This is a genomic window from Desulfovibrio sp. GTC20076 (genome assembly GCF_055385905.1).
On the sequence record NZ_AP039366.1, the window covers coordinates 2,236,598 to 2,253,210 of the forward strand.

A 16,613-nucleotide genomic window follows, 5' to 3' on the forward strand; every position below is an offset into this window, starting at 1 on the left:
AATATGTCGCGCATTTATTTCAGTTGTGTCCCCTTTGACAAGGGCGATGTGACGCTTGCTCTCGAATCGGGCGTGGACGGCGTTATTGTACCCGCCGAACATGTGGAACAGGTGGCCGGTCTTTCGCGCTGCCCTGTATGGGCCGCCGAAGAAACTCCTCTGGTGACCCTTGGCGCCAAGGCTGACGAAGAGGCCGTACTGCAACGACTGCACAAGGGCGAACGCGTGGTGCTGGCGCGCGGATGGGAGGTTATTCCTGTAGAAAACCTTCTGGCCCAGAGCGACAGCGTACTGGCTGAAGCCGGTACACTGGACGAGGCCCGCCTTGCCGCAGGTATTCTGGAACGCGGTGTGGCGGGCATTGTTGTATCCAGGGCGGCCGTGGCCGACCTCAAGGATATCGTGGCCCAGTGCAAGATGGCTCGCAGCCGTGAAGAGCTGATGCCCGCCGTGGTCACCCGCGTGGAGCCTGTGGGGCTAGGGCACCGCGTCTGCGCCGACACACTCTCCCTGCTGCGCAAGGGCCAGGGCATGCTGGTGGGCAATTCCAGCGCCTTCACCTTTCTTGTGCATGCCGAAACCGAGCGCAATGAATATGTGGCTGCCCGCCCCTTCAGAGTCAATGCCGGAGCCGTACACGCCTATGTTCGTCTGCCCGGCGACCATACTACCTACCTTGGTGAATTCCGCGCCGGACAGGAAGTGCTTGTTGTGGATTACACAGGCGAAACCAGCGTGGCCACGCTCGGCAGGGTCAAGATAGAAGTGCGCCCCATGTTGCTTGTGGAAGCCCAGGTCGAAACCCCCGAAGGCGTAAAAACCGGTACGGTGTTCCTCCAGAATGCCGAAACCATCCGCCTGACCACCCCCGAAGGCGAAGCCGTAAGCGTGGTCGGGCTGAAGCCCGGCGACCGCGTGCTCTGCCGTCTGGACGAGGCGGGCCGTCATTTCGGCATGCGCGTACGCGAAGACATACAGGAGGTATAGCATGGGCGACAGCAACAGCCGCTGGCCCGGGCCGGCCTCCATGCCGGAGTGCGGACCGGAATGCGGAACAGGGCGCAAAGAAAAAATCCACAATGCCGACGAGCGCCTTTCCACCATCCGCCACGAGATAGACGCGGTGGACCAGGATCTGCTGGACCTCTTTAACCGTCGCGCCGCCCTGAGCCGCGAGGTCGGCCGCATCAAGGCCGGATCGCCGGGCATTATCTTCAGGCCCGTGCGCGAAAAAGAGGTGCTCGACAGCCTGGCCGCCCGCAATCCCGGCCCCTTGCCCGAAGACCATCTGCGGGCCATCTGGCGCGAAATATTTTCATCGTCCCGCGCCCTGCAACGGCCGCAAAACGTTGCGTATCTGGGACCGGAAGGAACATTTTCCTATTTTGCCGGGATTGAATACCTGGGGCATGCGGCCACCTTTCACCCCTGTAACGATATTGCGCAGGTCTTTGAAGAAGTGGCATCGGGCCGTTGCGAACTGGGCGTAGTGCCGCTGGAGAATTCCCTTCAGGGTACAGTGGGCGTGAGCTTTGACCTTTTTCTCAAGCATGAGGTCTTTATACAGGCCGAACTTTTTTCACGCATCTCGCACTGCCTGCTGAGCAACGCCCCGTCCCTTGCCGCGGTACGCACGGTCTATTCGCACCCGCAACCTCTGGCCCAGTGCGGCACATGGCTGCGTACGCACCTGCCCAATGCGGGCCTTGTACCTGTGGAATCCACAGCGGCCGCTGCCCAGCGCGCGGCCCAGGGGCCGGATCAGGAGCATGCGGCGGCCATCGGGCACGGCAAGCTCGCCGACCTCATGAGCCTTGGCACCCTTGCCAGCCGCATTGAAGACGAACCCGGCAACTGGACGCGCTTTGTCATCATCGGCCCCAAGGCCTCCGCCGCCCAGGGCGGTAAACTACAGAATCCCCAGCCCGGGCATGGCGGCGCGGACAAGACGTCCCTGCTTTTCACCCTTCCCGACAAGGCCGGAGCGCTCTCACGCGTGCTGGACCTGCTGGCCGGACACGGCATCAACATGCGCAAGCTGGAGTCGCGCCCCATGCGCGGCCAGTGCTGGAAATATGTCTTCTTTGCCGATGTGGAAAGTGACCTCGAAGACCCGCGGCATGCCGACCTGCTGGTTCAGCTGGGCCACGCCTGTACGGGCTTTCGCATTCTGGGCAGCTACCCCACGGGACCGCAGCTGGACCGCCTTGACCTTCATACGGACGAACCGGAGCAGAAAGAATCATGAGCCAGACCAAGGGCGCCGCAGCCGCCAACCATGCTGTGGAAGCCGCCGGAATTACGGAAACGGTGACCATTACGGCTCCCGCCTCCAAATCGGTATCGCACCGCTATCTTATGGGCGCAGCCCTGGCCGGGGGGACCTCCATTGTGCGCCATACCCTTGAAAGCCGCGACCTGGAGCGCACCCGCGCCATCCTTTGCGCAGCCGGGGCAACAATGGCAGAACTGCCCGAGAGCACGCCCGCCTCGGGAGCCTGGCAGGTCACGGGCATGAACGGCGCCCCCCGCGGCGGTACAGCCGCAGCGCCCCTGTCCTGCGATGTGGAAGAGTCGGGAACCACCTGCCGCCTGCTTACGGCCGTGCTGGCCGCCGGGCAGGGGGTGTTCCGTATCCACGGGGCAGCCCGCATGCACGAACGGCCCATTGCGGAACTGACCGATGCCCTGGCCGCCCTGGGTACGCAGACAAGCTTTGAGGAAAAACCGGACTGCCCCCCCTGTGTCCTCACCGCTCACGGCCTTGACCCGGCCCGCTGCGGCGGCATTGTGGAACTGGGCATGGATATTTCAAGCCAGTATTTTTCCGGCCTGCTGCTGGCCGCCCCCATGGGACCAGCGCCCCTGACCCTGGCCCTGGGCGGCCGCAAGGCCGTGTCCTGGCCCTATGTGGGCCTGACCCTGCAATGCCTTACGGACTACGGCATCAGATTTGAAGTGCAGACCCGCCGCGACATCGGAGCCCCCTGGCAGCCCATGGGCGACGGTGCGTGGCGCAGGCTGGACGAGGCCCTGCCCGGCTGCCTGCGCATCACCGTTTACCCCGGCCCTTACCGTGCCGGAGAATATACCGTTGAGGGGGACTGGTCCGGCGCGTCCTACCTGCTTGCCGCGGGAGCCATCGGCCGCCGCCCGGTACGTGTGGAAGGCCTGCGGGCCGACTCCCTTCAGGGTGATCGCGCCATGCTGAACATCCTGCAAAGAATGGGGGCACGGGTGGATGTGCAGCCCCTGGCCGTGACGGTCTATCCCTCGCGCCTGCACGGCGTGGATCTGGATATGGGGCACTGCCCGGACCTTGTACCCACAGTGGCGACGGTGGCGGCCTTTGCCCAGGGGTCTACGCGCATCCGTAACGTGGCCCACCTGCGCCACAAAGAGTCTGACCGCATCAAGGCTCCGGCCACGGAACTGGGCAAAACCGGCGTGGTCGTGGACGAACTTTCGGACGGCATGCTGGTCAACGGCCTGGGCGGCCGCAACAACGGCAAACCCGATCACCCCATTCTGCCCGACGGCCAGACCCTTTCGGCCCATAACGATCACCGCATCGCCATGTCGCTGGCCCTGCTTGACCTTTGCCGCTCCGAAGCCGTGGTACGTTCGCGCCTGGACGATCCTTCGGTAGTCGGCAAATCCTTTCCGCAATTCTGGAATATCTGGGAGAAACTGGCATGACGGCGCACAAAGACCAAAGCCGCTGCCGTGCCACAACGGCAGACAGCCTGGATGCGGACACGGTGGACTCAACGGAGGCCGGAAAAACGAAAGAACACGCGGGCAGAACAGTCATTGTCGGTTCCCGGGGGCGCATGGGGGCCATGCTTGTGGCCCGCGCCGAGGCTGCCGGTCTTGGTATCGTCGGGGTGGACGTTCCCCTTGCGCCGGAAAAGCTCTCGGAATCCTGCTCAGGGGCAGATATGGCCGTGCTGTGCGTTCCCGCTGCCGTATTCGGCGAGGTGGCGGCCGCAGTATGCCCGCACCTGCCCGCGCGGGCGGTGTTGGCCGACATCACTTCGGTGAAGGAACAGCCCATGCGCCAGATGGAGCGCGTCTGGCCCGGTCCCGTGGTGGGAACCCATCCTCTTTTCGGCCCCAGCCCGGAAGCGGAGGCAGACCTTCCCGTTGCCCTGACCCCCGGCCGCAATGCGGAGCCGGAGCATGTGGCTCTGGTGGAAGCCTTTTTTACAAGAATCGGCTGCCGTACCTTCATGACCACGGCGGAAAAGCACGACAAGGCCATGGCGCGCATACAGAACATGAACTTTATCACGAGCCTGGCCTATTTCTCGCTGCTGGCCGGGCAGGATGACCTGCTGCCCTTTCTGACGCCGTCTTTCCGCCGCCGCCACAATGCGGCCCGAAAAATGCTGACGGAAGATGCCCGCCTTTTTGCCGGACTGTTTGAAGCCAACGCTCACAGCCATGAGGCCGTGCGCCAGTACCGGCAGATGCTCAACCTGGCTGCCGCCGGGGACATCGACCTGCTCTGCCAGCGGGCAGCGTGGTGGTGGCCGGAAGAATGCGGGCAGGACGGGCTGGCAGAAGCCTGAAATACGCGCTTTGCACATCCCCCTGGCCCCGCGCGGGAAGACGCGCGCCCGTTTCAGCCCTTGCCCGAAGGGGCAGGAAAGGCCGTCCGGCTCTTTGGCTGCCAGACAGCGCGCAAACGGTATAAGCATGTGGAAGTGGAACAGACCTTTTTCAAGGTGAAATGCGCTAGTTATGCCGTTTTCCGCCGCCTTCCACGGCGTCATCTTCGCGCAGGCACATGCTCAGGGCCAGAGAAAGCAGCAGCATGACCACAAAAACCACATCTGCCGCGCGGTAGCCTCCAGTAAGGTCGTAAGAATAGCCCATGATTGGATATCCCAGACAGCGCAGGACAATGAAAACCGACACGAACTTGTAGGACGGCAAGAAGTTGCCGCTGCCGTAGTAGTAGGAAACAACGGCGGGCAGCACAGTCCACAGGCCGCCGACACACAGGCCGAAGCTGAGGCTGAAGATGGTCATGCCCCACACCGTGGGCGGCAGAAAGCCCAGGCACAGGCTCAGGGCGCAAGCCAGCATGATGACGTGCGCAGCCGCCAGCGGCGTGAAGCGGTCGCAGGCCCAGCCCCACGCATACTTGCCCAGGGCCGCGCACAGGGCCGCCGCACAGGCCAGCAGCATGGACGTATACGGCGCCAGCCCCAGGTCCACAAAACGCGGCTTCATCTGGCTCATGACGGAAGAGCTGACCATAAGGGCCAGGCCAAAGGCGATGCCCATGCAATAGGCATAGGGCGAATGCATCAGCCCCCTGAAGGACGTGTCCGGCGCAATCCGGCAGCGCCCGGCCGGGGGTTCGTGCTTTCTGCCGTCAGGGTGCATGTGCATGGCCTGCGGCGTGTCGCGCACCAGAAACCACGACAGGGGGGCAAGCCCGCAGGTGAGCAGCCCCAGCACAAGATAGGCCGTGCTCACGTCAAAAGCATTGATAAGGGCCATGCTTGCCAGCGGCAGCACCACGCCCGAAAGCGACGTGCCTGCGTTGACAAGGCCGAAAGCCCGGCCGCGGAAATAGTAAAACCAGTTGCTCACAAGCGCGTTGCCCACAACGCCGCCGCATATCTGGGTGGCGCTCCAGGCAATGGTAAACAGCAGGGTAAAGAGCGCAAGATTACCCGTCATGCCCTGCAAAATGGTGGCAACGCCGCCCACCAGCGCCCCGGCCGTCATGAGGCGGCGCAGGGCAAAGCGGGCGGAAAGCGAAGCCGCCACAGGCATGGCCAGCTGCCCCACCAGGGCGGCCACGGCCATGCTGATATTCAGTTCCGCCCGTGTCCAGCCATACGCGACGCATAGCGGCTCCATGAATGCATTCATGCAGTAGAGCACCGTACCCTGAAGCATGAAATTGCCGCCCATGGAAAGCAGGCTTATCTTCCAGCCGTAAAACATGTCATCCTCTGAAGTAGTTGCCGCACCAAAAAAACATCGCAGGGCAGCGGCCCGCCAAACGGCCAAAAAACACCCCGGCAGCGGGCAGTCCCGCAGCCGGGCCGCAGCGCCGGGCCGTCCGGTGTTGATGCTGCGCAGATATTGGTGCAGATACCGTCACAAACAGCGGCACAGGTAGGTATTGCCGCAGATACCGGCGCGGCAGACCGTACAGGCCACGCCGCGTTACGCCTGCCCCCAGCCATACACCCGTTGCCGCAGAGGCTCAAGCCCGGCCGCACGGGGCGTGCCGCACCACCCGCATTTCTTTTCCGGCAGTAAAAAACCGCGCCGCAGCAGGACCACAACAGGGCGCAGCAGGCCCGCGCCGCAGGGCATCTCCGGGTACGCTTCTTGCTATCCTGATCTGTGCGCGTGGTTTTTCCAGCCATGTGCCAATAAAACGACGGCGGAAACGGCATGTTCGGCAAACAGAAAGATCCCAGCAAAACAGAAGAAGCAACCCCGAAGCGCATCAGAAAGCAGCGCGGCGAGGGGAACGTTCCCAAATCCCAGGAGCTGGGCAAGGCTGTAAGCCTGCTTGGCGGCATGTCCATTCTTTATGCATGGATAGGCCCCATGAGCGAAGCAATCAAAAAGCTGTTCCGCCATTTTTTGAGCCACGCGTGGGAGTTCGACCCCAACCCGGAAAATGTTTACAGCCTCACGCTGGAGCTTATGATCGAGGTCTGCAAGATCATCATGCCCATCCTGCTTACCCTGGCTGTGCTGAGCATGCTGGCCCAGCGCCTGCAGGTGGGCAAGCTGTGGACCACCAAGGTTTTCAAGCCCAAGTTACAGCGTTTCAACATCTTCAAGGGCATCAAGCAGATGCTTTTTTCGCCCCAGACCATATTGCGCACCATCAAGAGCCTGCTGTTTTCCCTCATACTGTCCACCATACCTGCATGGATCATCTACAAGGAATATCAGAACTTTCTGCCAATGTACTATGCCACCACCGAAGGGGTCGCCGTGTACATGCTGCAAATGGCCTTCAAGCTGGTGAGCTACGCCCTTATCCCCATCCTCATCATCGCGGCCTTTGACGTGTGGCAGTCACGCTATTCGTACAAGGAAAACATGAAAATGACCAAGGATGAGGTCAAGGACGAACACAAACAGGCCGACGGTGACCCCGTGGTCAAAAGCCAGCAGCGCAAAAAAATGATGGAGGCCATGAGCAAGCGTATGCTCCAGGACGTGCCCAAGGCCGACGTGGTAATCACCAACCCCACGCACATAGCCGTGGCACTGCGTTACAACGCCACAGAGGCTCCGGCCCCCGTGGTGCTTGCCAAGGGTGCGGACCACCTTGCCGAAAAAATCAAGCAGGCGGCCCGTGAGCACAATGTTCCCATCCGCGAAAATGTGCCTCTGGCACGGGCTTTGTATAAGTCTGCTGAAGTGGGCGACATGATCCCCGAAGAGCTTTACAAGGCTGTTGCCACTGTGCTGGCCGCCATCTGGAAGCTCAAGCCAAAGGTGCATAATTCATAGTTTTTCCAGCGTGCGTGCCAAAACAGGGCGCAGAAGCGAGGTGTCAGAAAAATGGCTTCAGCAAGCCTTCCCAAGCTCGACTACAGCAGATTTTCCCGTAACGGAGAAATCATGCTCGCCGCCGGCGTGGTCATCATCCTTCTGGTCATGCTGGTTCCGCTGCCCACATTTTTTCTCGACATCATGCTCTGCGTGAGCATTTCCATATCCTTGCTGGTGCTCATTACCACCATGTTCATGAGCTCCCCGCTGGAGTTCACCATCTTTCCGTCATTGCTGCTGGTGACCACCCTGCTGCGCCTTTCGCTCAACGTGGCCGCTACCCGGCTCATCCTGCTCAACGGCGACATGGGCGTTGACGCCGCAGGCTCGGTCATCCGCGCTTTCGGCGAATTTGTCGTGGGCGGCAGCTACGTGGTGGGCGCGGTCATATTCATGATCCTGTTCATTCTCAACAAGGTGGTCATCACTGCGGGTACCACGCGCATCGCCGAAGTGGCGGCCCGTTTTACCCTGGACGCCATGCCCGGCAAGCAGATGGCTATTGAAGCCGACCTCAACGCCGGGCTTATTGATGAAGAAGAAGCCACCGCCCGCCGCAAGGGCATGCGCAAGGAGGCAGACTTTTACGGCGCCATGGACGGTGCGTGCAAATTTGTTTCGGGCGACGTCAACGCGGGCATGTTCATTACCATCGTCAACATTGTGGGTGGCATCATCATCGGCATGGTGCAGAAGGATATGGACTGGAACACGGCCCTGATGACCTATTCGCTGTTGACCATCGGCGACGGTCTCGTGTCGACCATACCATCCATCATCGTCTCCACGGGAACAGGCCTGCTGGTCTCACGAGCGGCTTCCGAAGCCAAGATGGGTGAGGAATTTCTGGCCCAGCTTACCTTCAACAGCCGGGCGCTCAAGATGGTTTCGGCCGTGCTGCTGCTCTTTGCCATTGTTCCCGGTCTGCCCACCATCCCCTTTCTGGTCATCGCCGGCCTTATTTTCACGGTGGCGCGCCTCACGGAGAAAAATGATGCCGATGAAGAAGCCAGGGAGCGCAAGGAAAAGAATGCCAAGGCCGGGTCCGGCACTGCCGATACTCCCGAAGAAGTACAGGCCCTTCTGCCCCTGGATACGCTTGAACTGGAGGTGGGCTACGGCCTTATTCCTCTGGTTGACGAAGAGCAGAGCGGCAACCTGCTGGCGCGCATACGCTCCATCCGGCGGCAGTTCGCGCTGGATATGGGGGTGGTCATTCCTTCGCTGCACCTGCGTGACAACCTGCAGCTCAAGCCCGGCCAGTATTCACTGCTGATCAAAGGCAACCAGGTGGCTTCGGCGGAAATTCTGGTAGACCATTTTCTGGCTATGGACCCCGGCAACGTGACCACCAAGATTCACGGCATAGAAACGCGCGAACCGGCCTTTAACCTGCCCGCGCTCTGGATACCCGACAGCCAGCGCGAAGAAGCCATGCTGGCGGGCTACACTGTGGTGGACCCGGCAACGGTCATTGCCACGCACCTGACAGAAGTGTTCAAACGTCATCTGTCCGACTTCCTTGACCGTCAGGCAGTTCAGGGCCTGCTGGACACGGTGGCCAAGCATTCGCCCAAGGCAGTGGAAGACCTTGTACCCGGCGTGCTGCCCCTCGGCACTGTGCAAAAGGTACTGCAACTGCTGGTGCGCGAAAACGTGAGCATACGCGACATGCTCACCATTGTGGAAACACTGGGCGACTTTGGCGCAGGCGTAAAAAACCCCGACATGCTGACGGAATACGTTCGCGAAAAGCTGGCGCGATCCATCGTGCGCCCCTATCTGGACAGCCAGGGAACGCTGCCCGTGCTCACCCTTGCCCCCAATGCCGAACGTATGGTGCAGGAAGGCGTGCGCCAGGCAGATACAGGAGCGACCTTTCTTTCGCTCAACCCCGCTTCGGCCCAGCGGCTGGTGCAGAACATCAGTGCAGCCGTGGAAAACGCCGTCAACACGGACGGCCAGCCCGTACTGCTGGTGAACCCTGTCATACGGCCGCACCTGGCCCAGCTTGTCACGCGCTTTCTGCCTTCTGTGCCGGTTATTTCGCAAGCCGAAATTCCGCCGGACATCCGCCTTCAGGCTGTGGGGAGCGTGGCTGCGGAATAGGGCGCACACTGCATGAGCAAAACCGTAAAAAGGTGACAGCCTTTATATACAGCGCTGTTACACAAAAGGGTTCATAATCAGTTCACTGATTATGAACCCTTTCATTTTTCAATTGTTCAATTTCGTTCCGGACCAGCTCAATAAATTTCTCAGGGGCAATCTCAAGCGCCTCACTCAGGAAAAAGAAAACATTTAATGTCACATTCCATTTCCCATTCTCCAGCCCGGTAATATACGCCCGCTCTATCATCGCGAGCTCAGACAGCTTGCGCTTGCTCATGGCAAGAGCTTCGCGCCTTTCCTTCAAAACATTGGCAACAGCTTCATTTAAATAAGGATATTTTTCCATCCCACCAGTATAGCGAAATTTTCTTGACACACCATGGTAATATATTACCATCAACGCCAGTTGCCAGGACCTTGTACAAAAACAGGGCAGTTTTTTGCGGGCAGGGTCGGAACAACAGCACAGTGTGTTGCGGTCAGGGAGTGTTTATCGGTCATTCAAAGCAGAAAACGTACGTGACCATTGCAGCAACGCCAAATTATTTATGCCTATTCAGCTTAAATAACACAACAAAAATGCATAACATGCAACACAAACTATATGTATTGAGTATTAAGTATATTTAATTTTAAAAAGATATCTAAAAATAAAATATCGTTGAAATCAGACAAAATGTTATTTCCTCCGGAACAGACTATTCTGAGAACAAATCTTTAACTTTTACATCCAGCGCCTGGGCGATATTCAAAAGCGTAGACATACGACATTCGATAATAAGGTGATTTCTTGCCCGTGTTATAGTTTGACTCGACAAGCCTGTTCGCGCTTCAAGCTCTTTATACGTCACCTTTTTTTCGTTCATTATCTTTTTAAGATTGCTTCTCAACATATAGCTACCTCTCACCAGAATATCCTAGCAGCCTTGCTCTAACTAGTTTACGGTGATATATCACTGTAAAAAGTCAGAATTGCTCCGGTTCTGAGGCAATTATGCGGCACTGCCAAACAACACTCCGTTTTCACGGCATGCCCGCAAAAACCGTATGAAAGCACACAATGTTGCACGATATCGGTAAAGTGCATGTTCCTGATGCCATCCTGCAAAAACCCGGCCCCCTGACTGCCGAAGAATTCAATACCGTCAAAACCCATACCCTGCATGGGGGCAACCTGCTTCACAGCCTCCGGCTTATTTCCGATTCCCGCTTTCTCGAATTCGCCGAACAGATCGCGCGCACCCACCACGAACGCTGGGACGGGTCCGGTTATCCCCTGCGCCTGCGGGGCGATGAAATTCCATATGTAGGGCGGCTCATGGCGGTGGCAGATGTCTACGACGCTACCCGCTTTGCCCGCGTTTACAAGGGCGCGTGGCCTCATTCCGTATCTACCCAGTACATTATGGACAACAGGGGTGTGCTCTTTGACCCTGTTGTAGCTGAATGTTTTTACGAAAACCGGGAAATATTCAAAAATATCTCAACAAGTTTTCAAAAAATCGGCTCCGCTTTTTTTCCTGAATCCGGGGCGGTACATGGGCCGTAACACTGTGCGGCATACCCGGCCCCTGCCGGGCGTACTCCCCAGTCCGCCGGAACCGGCCCGAATGCCCTTACCGCCCCGGCCCCTGTGCGAAGCGCCACGACTTCGCACAGGGGGACCTTGCCTGTACCGTACAGAGCCGCCCCGTCCGTACAGATTCCGGCGGGGCTTTTTCTTTGCCCGGCCGCACCTTTTGCCTGAACAGGACACCACGATGCATGCCCCATGCACATAGGGCATGCCCCCTTTTATTCCGCTACATTTTCCAGCTTGGCCCCTAATTTGCATTTAGTCAGTGTGCTGTCAAACATACGGCACAACGGCAATAACGGGCGGCGCAACCGCCGTCAGTCAAAGGAAAGGCCATGCAGGTAAAGACGTTCACCGGCGCCACATCGCAGGAGATTCTGGCAAGAATCAAGGCCGAAATGGGGCCAGATGCCGTCATCCTGGGCAACCGTACCTATCGCAAAAACGGCGCGGTCTGCCACGAAATCACGGCGGGGATGGAACGCCCCCAGTCCGCCGGCGGCGCGCCCGGCGGAACGCCCGGCGGATGGGGCGAATGGCACAAGGAGTGGCAGCAGATCAAGGATCAGCTCTTTGCCCTTATGAAACCCGCCATTCAGCTTGAGCGCCTGACCCCCCGTCAGCGCGTTGCCCTTGAGTATCTTCAGCGTGAGGGAATTTCCGACGCTGTAGCCGTGGACCTGTACCAGCGTCTGGTGTCACAGCCCGGCGCATCAGTGCTGGAATGCCTGTGCGGCATGGTTCCGGTCAAAGGATGGGGACCGGCGTACTGGGATCAGCGGCTGCACCTGATGGCGGGGCCGTTCGGCTTCGGCAAAACCACTACTGCCCTGCGCTTTGCCCTGCACCGCCGCAAGGCTGAGCCTGAGGCGCGCGTAGCCTTTATCAATGCCGACTGCCTGCGCGGCAACGGCCGCCTGGTGCTGCGGCACTGGGCCGAACTTTCAAACTTCAGCTATCTCGAAGCCCCGGACAGGGCAGCCATGCAGGAAGCGCTGAAGGCCACGGCCGACGCCGATGCCGTGTTCATCGACGTTCCCGGGCTTGACCGCACCACAAGCCTCGCGCAATGGCGCGAAGAAATGGGGCTGGCACAGGTGGACGCCGCCACGCATCTGACGCTTTCACCCTATTGCGATGCGGTGCAGATTCAGGCATTTCTGCACCGCTACAAATGCGACGGCCCGGGGTCCCTGGTATGGACAAAGCTGGACGAAGCCGTGAGCTTTGGTACTATAGTCAACGTGGCCTGCGCCGCCGGTTTGCCCATATCGGCACTGTCTTACGGCGCGGAACTCAAGGAGAGCCTTGCCCCGGCCACGGAGCCGCTGGTGTGGCGACTGATTTTCAAAAGGCAAATCCCCGGCCAGGCGGCTTAAGCACGGCCTAAACTATGCGGAGCACACAGATGAGCGGCACATTCCCCCTGGTATTTTCCGTCACTTCCGGCAAGGGCGGGGTAGGCAAGACCAATATCTCGGTCAACCTGGCCATATGCCTTGCACAGCTTGGCAAACAGGTGGTGCTCATTGATGCGGACCTGGGCCTTGCCAACGTGGACGTGGTGCTTGGCCTTACGCCGCAGAAAAACATCTTTCACCTCTTCCACGAGGGCGCCAGCGTGGGCGACATCCTTTTTCCCACGCCCTACGGATTTTCCATTCTGCCCGCTTCTTCGGGCATGAGCGAAATGCTCACCCTTTCCACAGGCCAGAAGCTGGAACTGCTGGACGCCGTGGACGAACTGGAAGACGACCTTGATTACCTCATCGTGGACACCGGGGCGGGCATCAGCGACAATGTTCTCTATTTCAACATGGCCGCCCAGGAGCGCCTTGTGGTGCTCACCCCCGAGCCGACCTCCCTTACAGACGCTTACGCCCTCATCAAGGTGCTCAAGACCAACCACGGCGTGGAGCGCTTCAGGGTATGCGTCAACATGGCCCCGGACCAGAAGACCGCCAAGGAAATGTTTGTGCGGCTGGCCCAGGCCTGCGATCATTTTTTAAGCGGCGTTTCACTGGAGCTTGTGAGCGTCATCCCGCGCGATACGGGTGTGCGCAAGGCCGTGGTGCAGCAGTTGCCCTTCTGTGTCAGCGAACCGCAAAGCCCGGCATCACGCGCCGTCATGGATCTGGCGCGGGGCATAACGCAGTGGGATGTGCCCGAGAATCTTGACGGCAACATCAAATTTTTCTGGAAAAAACTGCTTTTCCGCTAGTATGCATATTTCGGCCCAGGCAGGCGGGCGCATGTTCCGCCCCAACAGCAACCTTAACGTGGAATAACGCGTCCTGCACAGCCTGGCGGGCAAGGGCGGCGGCGCACAACCGGCATTCAGCATGCCACGGGGTGGAAGAGGCAAAACCGGAAGGATAGCGACATGAAAACCGGAACAGCTCAAGCGCATACCCCCGGCCCCTGGGAAGCGCTCGAAACCGGGGCAACCGCTTGGGAAAATTTTTCTCCGGCAGAGCAGGAAACCGTGGTGCGTCATTACGCGCCCAAAATCCGCTTTCTGGCCCTGCGTCTCAAGGCCAAGCTGCCGCGCAGCGTGGAACTGGGCGAACTCATCAGCTCCGGAACGCTCGGCCTTATGGAGGCTCTGGGCAAGTTCCGGCCACAACTGGGCATACGCTTTGAAACCTACGCGGAAAGCCGCATACGCGGCGCCATGCTGGACGAATTGCGCAGGCTGGACTGGTTCCCCCGCTCTTTGCGGCAACGGGTGCGCACGCTTGATGAAGCCATCCGCAAGGTGGAGCACGAGCATGGCCGCCAAGCCACGGAAGAAGAGCTTCAGGCCATTACCGGCCTTCCCCTGCGGGACGTGCGCCAGGGGCTTGAAGCACTGCAAAACCAGCTCTGGCTTTCACTGGACGCCATACAGGACACCATCTCGGGTGATGCCCAGGAACCCGGAGGAGAACCCTACCGCAAAACAGCCTTTCGTGAGTTGGTGGAAAGGGTTGCCCCTCTTATAGATCGCTTGACGCCAAGAGAAAAGCTGGTACTGTCACTCTACTATACTGATGAGTTGAATATGCGTGAAACAGCTGAAGTCATGGGCATCACAGAAGGCCGTGTTTCACAGTTGCATTCACAGGCCCTGAGCCGCCTGCGCAAAGAATTCGTCAGCCTGTATGGTGAGGACGCTGACATATAACGATGCAACGGGCAGGCGCGAACATCGCGGCAAGCCCCGCTACGGCGCCCCGCAGGCGTTAAGGAGCTTTCAACATGCCTTACAATCCCAATATGCGTGTTCTTGTGGTTGACGACTTTTCCACCATGCGCCGCATTGTGCGTAACATCCTGCGCCAGATCGGTTTTCAGAACGTGGTGGAGGCCGATGACGGCACCACCGCATGGGAAGTCCTCAACCGCGAAAAAATAGACTTTATCGTGTCAGACTGGAATATGCCCAACATGACGGGCATTGAGCTGCTGCGCAAAGTGCGCGCCAGCGAGCAGTTTGCGCACATTCCCTTTCTCATGGTTACGGCCGAAGCCCAGCAGGAAAATATCATCGAGGCCGTGCAGGCCAAGGTTTCCAACTATATCGTCAAGCCGTTCACTGCTGACACGATGAAACAGAAGATCGACAAAATCTTCGGCTGATCCGGTGCGGGGGCGTTCCTGCGGGCGGCAGGCCCCTGCGTGGCGGCCAGGAGAACCTTGTGGCAAACAAGACTGACGTCAAAGACGCTCCCGCCAGGGATGAAGTACAGATTTCACTGGGGCCGGACCCGGCCGTGCGCAAGGTGGAGCTGGATCTTGACGATGCCCCGTTTCTGAAAGAAGAGCAGGAAGCAGCCAGCCCGGCCGTACAGGATGACAAAAAGCTTCCCGCCCAGGTTGCCCCTGATCCAAAAGCAGAAAAAAAGCAAAAACTTCTTATTCTTGGTGCCGGGGGCGCTGCCATTCTGCTGATTCTTGGCGCCGCCGTATGGTGGTTTTTTCTGCGCACAGCGCCGCCCCCTCCTCCTGGAATCAAGCCCGAAGTCATCGTGGTTCCGTCCCAGCCCGTGGATGTGCCGCCCGCCGACTATGTAAAAGAGCTGGCTCCCTTTGTGGTTCCCCGCCAGGTGGACGGCACGGCTCGCTTTCTGGTGTGCAAGTTTTCGACAATCAGCAAAAGCCCCAGCGTCAGCGGCGAGATGGATCACAAGATGATATCCTTGCGCGACGCCCTGTTTTTCTACCTGAGCGGCAAGAGTGACGACTACTTGCTTAACCCGGGCAATGCTGTCACCATCAAGAGAGACCTGACGAGCATCCTTAATGACTACCTGTCCTCTGGTCGTATTGATGATGTGCTTTTTGAAAGCTATCTTGCGGAATAAGACAGAACTGCGCTGACGCCCGGCAGCATCCGGAATTTTACGGCGGAACACTTTGCCACAACATTGTTCCGACAGCCGTACGGGCAACCGTCCGTAACAAGGGCCGGGTGCATCACGCCCGTACGGCACGCCGAAGCGGGGAGACAAAAAGCACTCGACTAACCTGCTCTAGCCCACGGAGACCGCCATGAGCGTTGACGCCACCATGGCCGTGCTGTATGCCCAGACAGGCATGGCCACCTCCATGGCCAATGCGGCAGCTGTAGGCCCACAGGCCGCTGCTGCCATGTCGCGGGTGCTTGCCGCTGAAATGGCCCGGCAGGAGCGGCAGCAGATCGCCAAAAGCGAGGCGGGCGACAAGGCCCACCTGTCGCCTGATGCAGATGGCGGCCCACCCGTGCCGCAGTTCGGCAGCCGCCGCCGCAAACGCCCGCCGCCACCGCCGCCGGAAGCCAATGATGCCCCGCGCGAGCCGGAATCCCCCTTGGTGGGCAAACTTCTGAATGTCAAAGTATGAATGCCAATCTCGTGTTTGCCCTCATTATCGCTTTTTCCATTCTTGAACTGGCTATTCTCGGCGGTGTGCTCTTTTTCTACCTGCGCCTGCGGCGTTCGGAAACCATGCTCAACGCCCTGCAGGGCAATCAGGAAGCGCTGCTGGCCCGCATCGAAATGAACGCCCGGCTGGAGCGGGAAATTGTGGCAACCTTTGCCCAGCGCCAGGCCGAACTGCAGAATCTGGACGCAAAGCTTGAAGAGCGCGCGCAGGAACTGCGCCGCCTGCTGGAACAGGCTGAAGGCATCAGCCGCTCGCCCCAGTTCCTGCGCGAAATCATCCTCAACGGCAGGCGCAAAGGCCTTTCAAGCCGCCAGATCGCCCGCAACGCAGGCCTGAGCGTGGATGAGGTAGACCTGATTCTGGCGCAGGAAACAGACTAGGGCAATGAACGCTTGAAACGGTTGCTTACCGGCGCGTCGGTTTGTCTTGCAATCATTTCGCAGGGATGTAGAAGGGACCTCGACGGAGCGCA

17 protein-coding genes are annotated in these 16,613 nt (G+C 59.3%); 14 read left to right on the forward strand and 3 right to left on the reverse strand.

From position 1 onward, the window contains the following. Positions 1-3: 3 nt before the first annotated feature. Genes ACZ495_RS09955 through ACZ495_RS09970 form a run of 4 tightly spaced genes read left to right on the forward strand, consistent with a single transcriptional unit; the run spans position 4 to position 4,574 of the window. Positions 4-987 (forward strand): 3-dehydroquinate synthase II family protein, encoded by a 984-nt coding sequence (locus ACZ495_RS09955; protein ID WP_394026505.1) that lies wholly within the window; start codon positions 4-6, stop codon positions 985-987. A 1-nt stretch (position 988) separates the two neighbouring features. Then, positions 989-2,248: a prephenate dehydratase gene (gene pheA, locus ACZ495_RS09960; protein WP_096152724.1), complete on the forward strand. Its 1,260-nt coding sequence runs from the start codon at positions 989-991 to the stop codon at positions 2,246-2,248. Next, positions 2,245-3,699 (forward strand): 3-phosphoshikimate 1-carboxyvinyltransferase, encoded by a 1,455-nt coding sequence (locus tag ACZ495_RS09965; RefSeq protein WP_464262173.1) that lies wholly within the window; start codon positions 2,245-2,247, stop codon positions 3,697-3,699. Before pheA ends, ACZ495_RS09965 begins: the two co-directional genes overlap by 4 nt. Further along, positions 3,696-4,574 (forward strand): prephenate dehydrogenase/arogenate dehydrogenase family protein, encoded by an 879-nt coding sequence (locus tag ACZ495_RS09970; RefSeq protein ID WP_394026509.1) that lies wholly within the window; start codon positions 3,696-3,698, stop codon positions 4,572-4,574. Before ACZ495_RS09965 ends, ACZ495_RS09970 begins: the two co-directional genes overlap by 4 nt. 166 nt (positions 4,575-4,740) lie before the next feature. Here ACZ495_RS09970 and ACZ495_RS09975 read toward each other — a convergent pair whose 3' ends face one another. Further along, positions 4,741-5,967, reverse strand: coding sequence for an MFS transporter (locus tag ACZ495_RS09975; protein ID WP_012623977.1), 1,227 nt, complete (start codon positions 5,965-5,967; stop codon positions 4,741-4,743). Positions 5,968-6,426: 459 nt separating this feature from the next. Here ACZ495_RS09975 and flhB point away from each other — a divergent pair, with 459 nt between their 5' ends. Next, positions 6,427-7,506 carry a flagellar biosynthesis protein FlhB gene (gene flhB, locus ACZ495_RS09980; protein ID WP_012623976.1) on the forward strand — a complete coding sequence of 360 codons (1,080 nt, stop codon included), beginning with the start codon at positions 6,427-6,429 and terminating at the stop codon, positions 7,504-7,506. 51 nt (positions 7,507-7,557) lie between these two features. Beyond that, positions 7,558-9,657 (forward strand): flagellar biosynthesis protein FlhA, encoded by a 2,100-nt coding sequence (flhA, locus tag ACZ495_RS09985; RefSeq protein ID WP_012623975.1) that lies wholly within the window; start codon positions 7,558-7,560, stop codon positions 9,655-9,657. Positions 9,658-9,739: 82 nt separating this feature from the next. Here flhA and ACZ495_RS09990 read toward each other — a convergent pair whose 3' ends face one another. Continuing rightward, entirely contained in the window at positions 9,740-10,006 is a 267-nt protein-coding gene (locus ACZ495_RS09990) for a helix-turn-helix domain-containing protein (RefSeq protein WP_012623974.1), read from the reverse strand. Positions 10,007-10,358: 352 nt separating this feature from the next. Further along, on the reverse strand, positions 10,359-10,568 hold the full coding sequence (locus tag ACZ495_RS09995; RefSeq protein WP_394026512.1) for a helix-turn-helix domain-containing protein: 210 nt from the start codon (positions 10,566-10,568) through the stop codon (positions 10,359-10,361). Positions 10,569-10,720: 152 nt separating this feature from the next. On the opposite strand from ACZ495_RS09995, the gene ACZ495_RS10000 reads away from it, so the two are divergent. The 8 genes from ACZ495_RS10000 (at position 10,721) to ACZ495_RS10035 (ending at position 16,521) form a co-directional block, all read left to right on the forward strand. Next, positions 10,721-11,209, forward strand: coding sequence for an HD-GYP domain-containing protein (locus tag ACZ495_RS10000; protein ID WP_464262174.1), 489 nt, complete (start codon positions 10,721-10,723; stop codon positions 11,207-11,209). Between the two features lie 362 nt (positions 11,210-11,571). After that, entirely contained in the window at positions 11,572-12,615 is a 1,044-nt protein-coding gene (locus ACZ495_RS10005; protein ID WP_464262175.1) for a flagellar biosynthesis protein FlhF, read from the forward strand. A gap of 29 nt (positions 12,616-12,644) precedes the next feature. Beyond that, complete coding sequence (locus tag ACZ495_RS10010) at positions 12,645-13,457, forward strand: MinD/ParA family protein (protein ID WP_012623971.1); 813 nt, start codon at positions 12,645-12,647, stop codon at positions 13,455-13,457. A gap of 162 nt (positions 13,458-13,619) precedes the next feature. Continuing rightward, positions 13,620-14,402 carry a FliA/WhiG family RNA polymerase sigma factor gene (locus ACZ495_RS10015; RefSeq protein ID WP_464262176.1) on the forward strand — a complete coding sequence of 261 codons (783 nt, stop codon included), beginning with the start codon at positions 13,620-13,622 and terminating at the stop codon, positions 14,400-14,402. 74 nt (positions 14,403-14,476) lie between these two features. Then, positions 14,477-14,857 (forward strand): chemotaxis response regulator CheY, encoded by a 381-nt coding sequence (locus tag ACZ495_RS10020; RefSeq protein ID WP_012623969.1) that lies wholly within the window; start codon positions 14,477-14,479, stop codon positions 14,855-14,857. Positions 14,858-14,916: 59 nt separating this feature from the next. Beyond that, a complete protein-coding gene (locus ACZ495_RS10025) occupies positions 14,917-15,582 on the forward strand; it encodes a flagellar basal body-associated FliL family protein (protein WP_464262177.1) in 666 nt (221 codons plus the stop codon). Between the two features lie 187 nt (positions 15,583-15,769). Continuing rightward, positions 15,770-16,099: a hypothetical protein gene (locus ACZ495_RS10030; protein ID WP_012623967.1), complete on the forward strand. Its 330-nt coding sequence runs from the start codon at positions 15,770-15,772 to the stop codon at positions 16,097-16,099. After that, a complete protein-coding gene (locus ACZ495_RS10035) occupies positions 16,096-16,521 on the forward strand; it encodes a hypothetical protein (RefSeq protein ID WP_012623966.1) in 426 nt (141 codons plus the stop codon). Before ACZ495_RS10030 ends, ACZ495_RS10035 begins: the two co-directional genes overlap by 4 nt. The last annotated feature ends 92 nt before the right edge of the window (positions 16,522-16,613 follow it).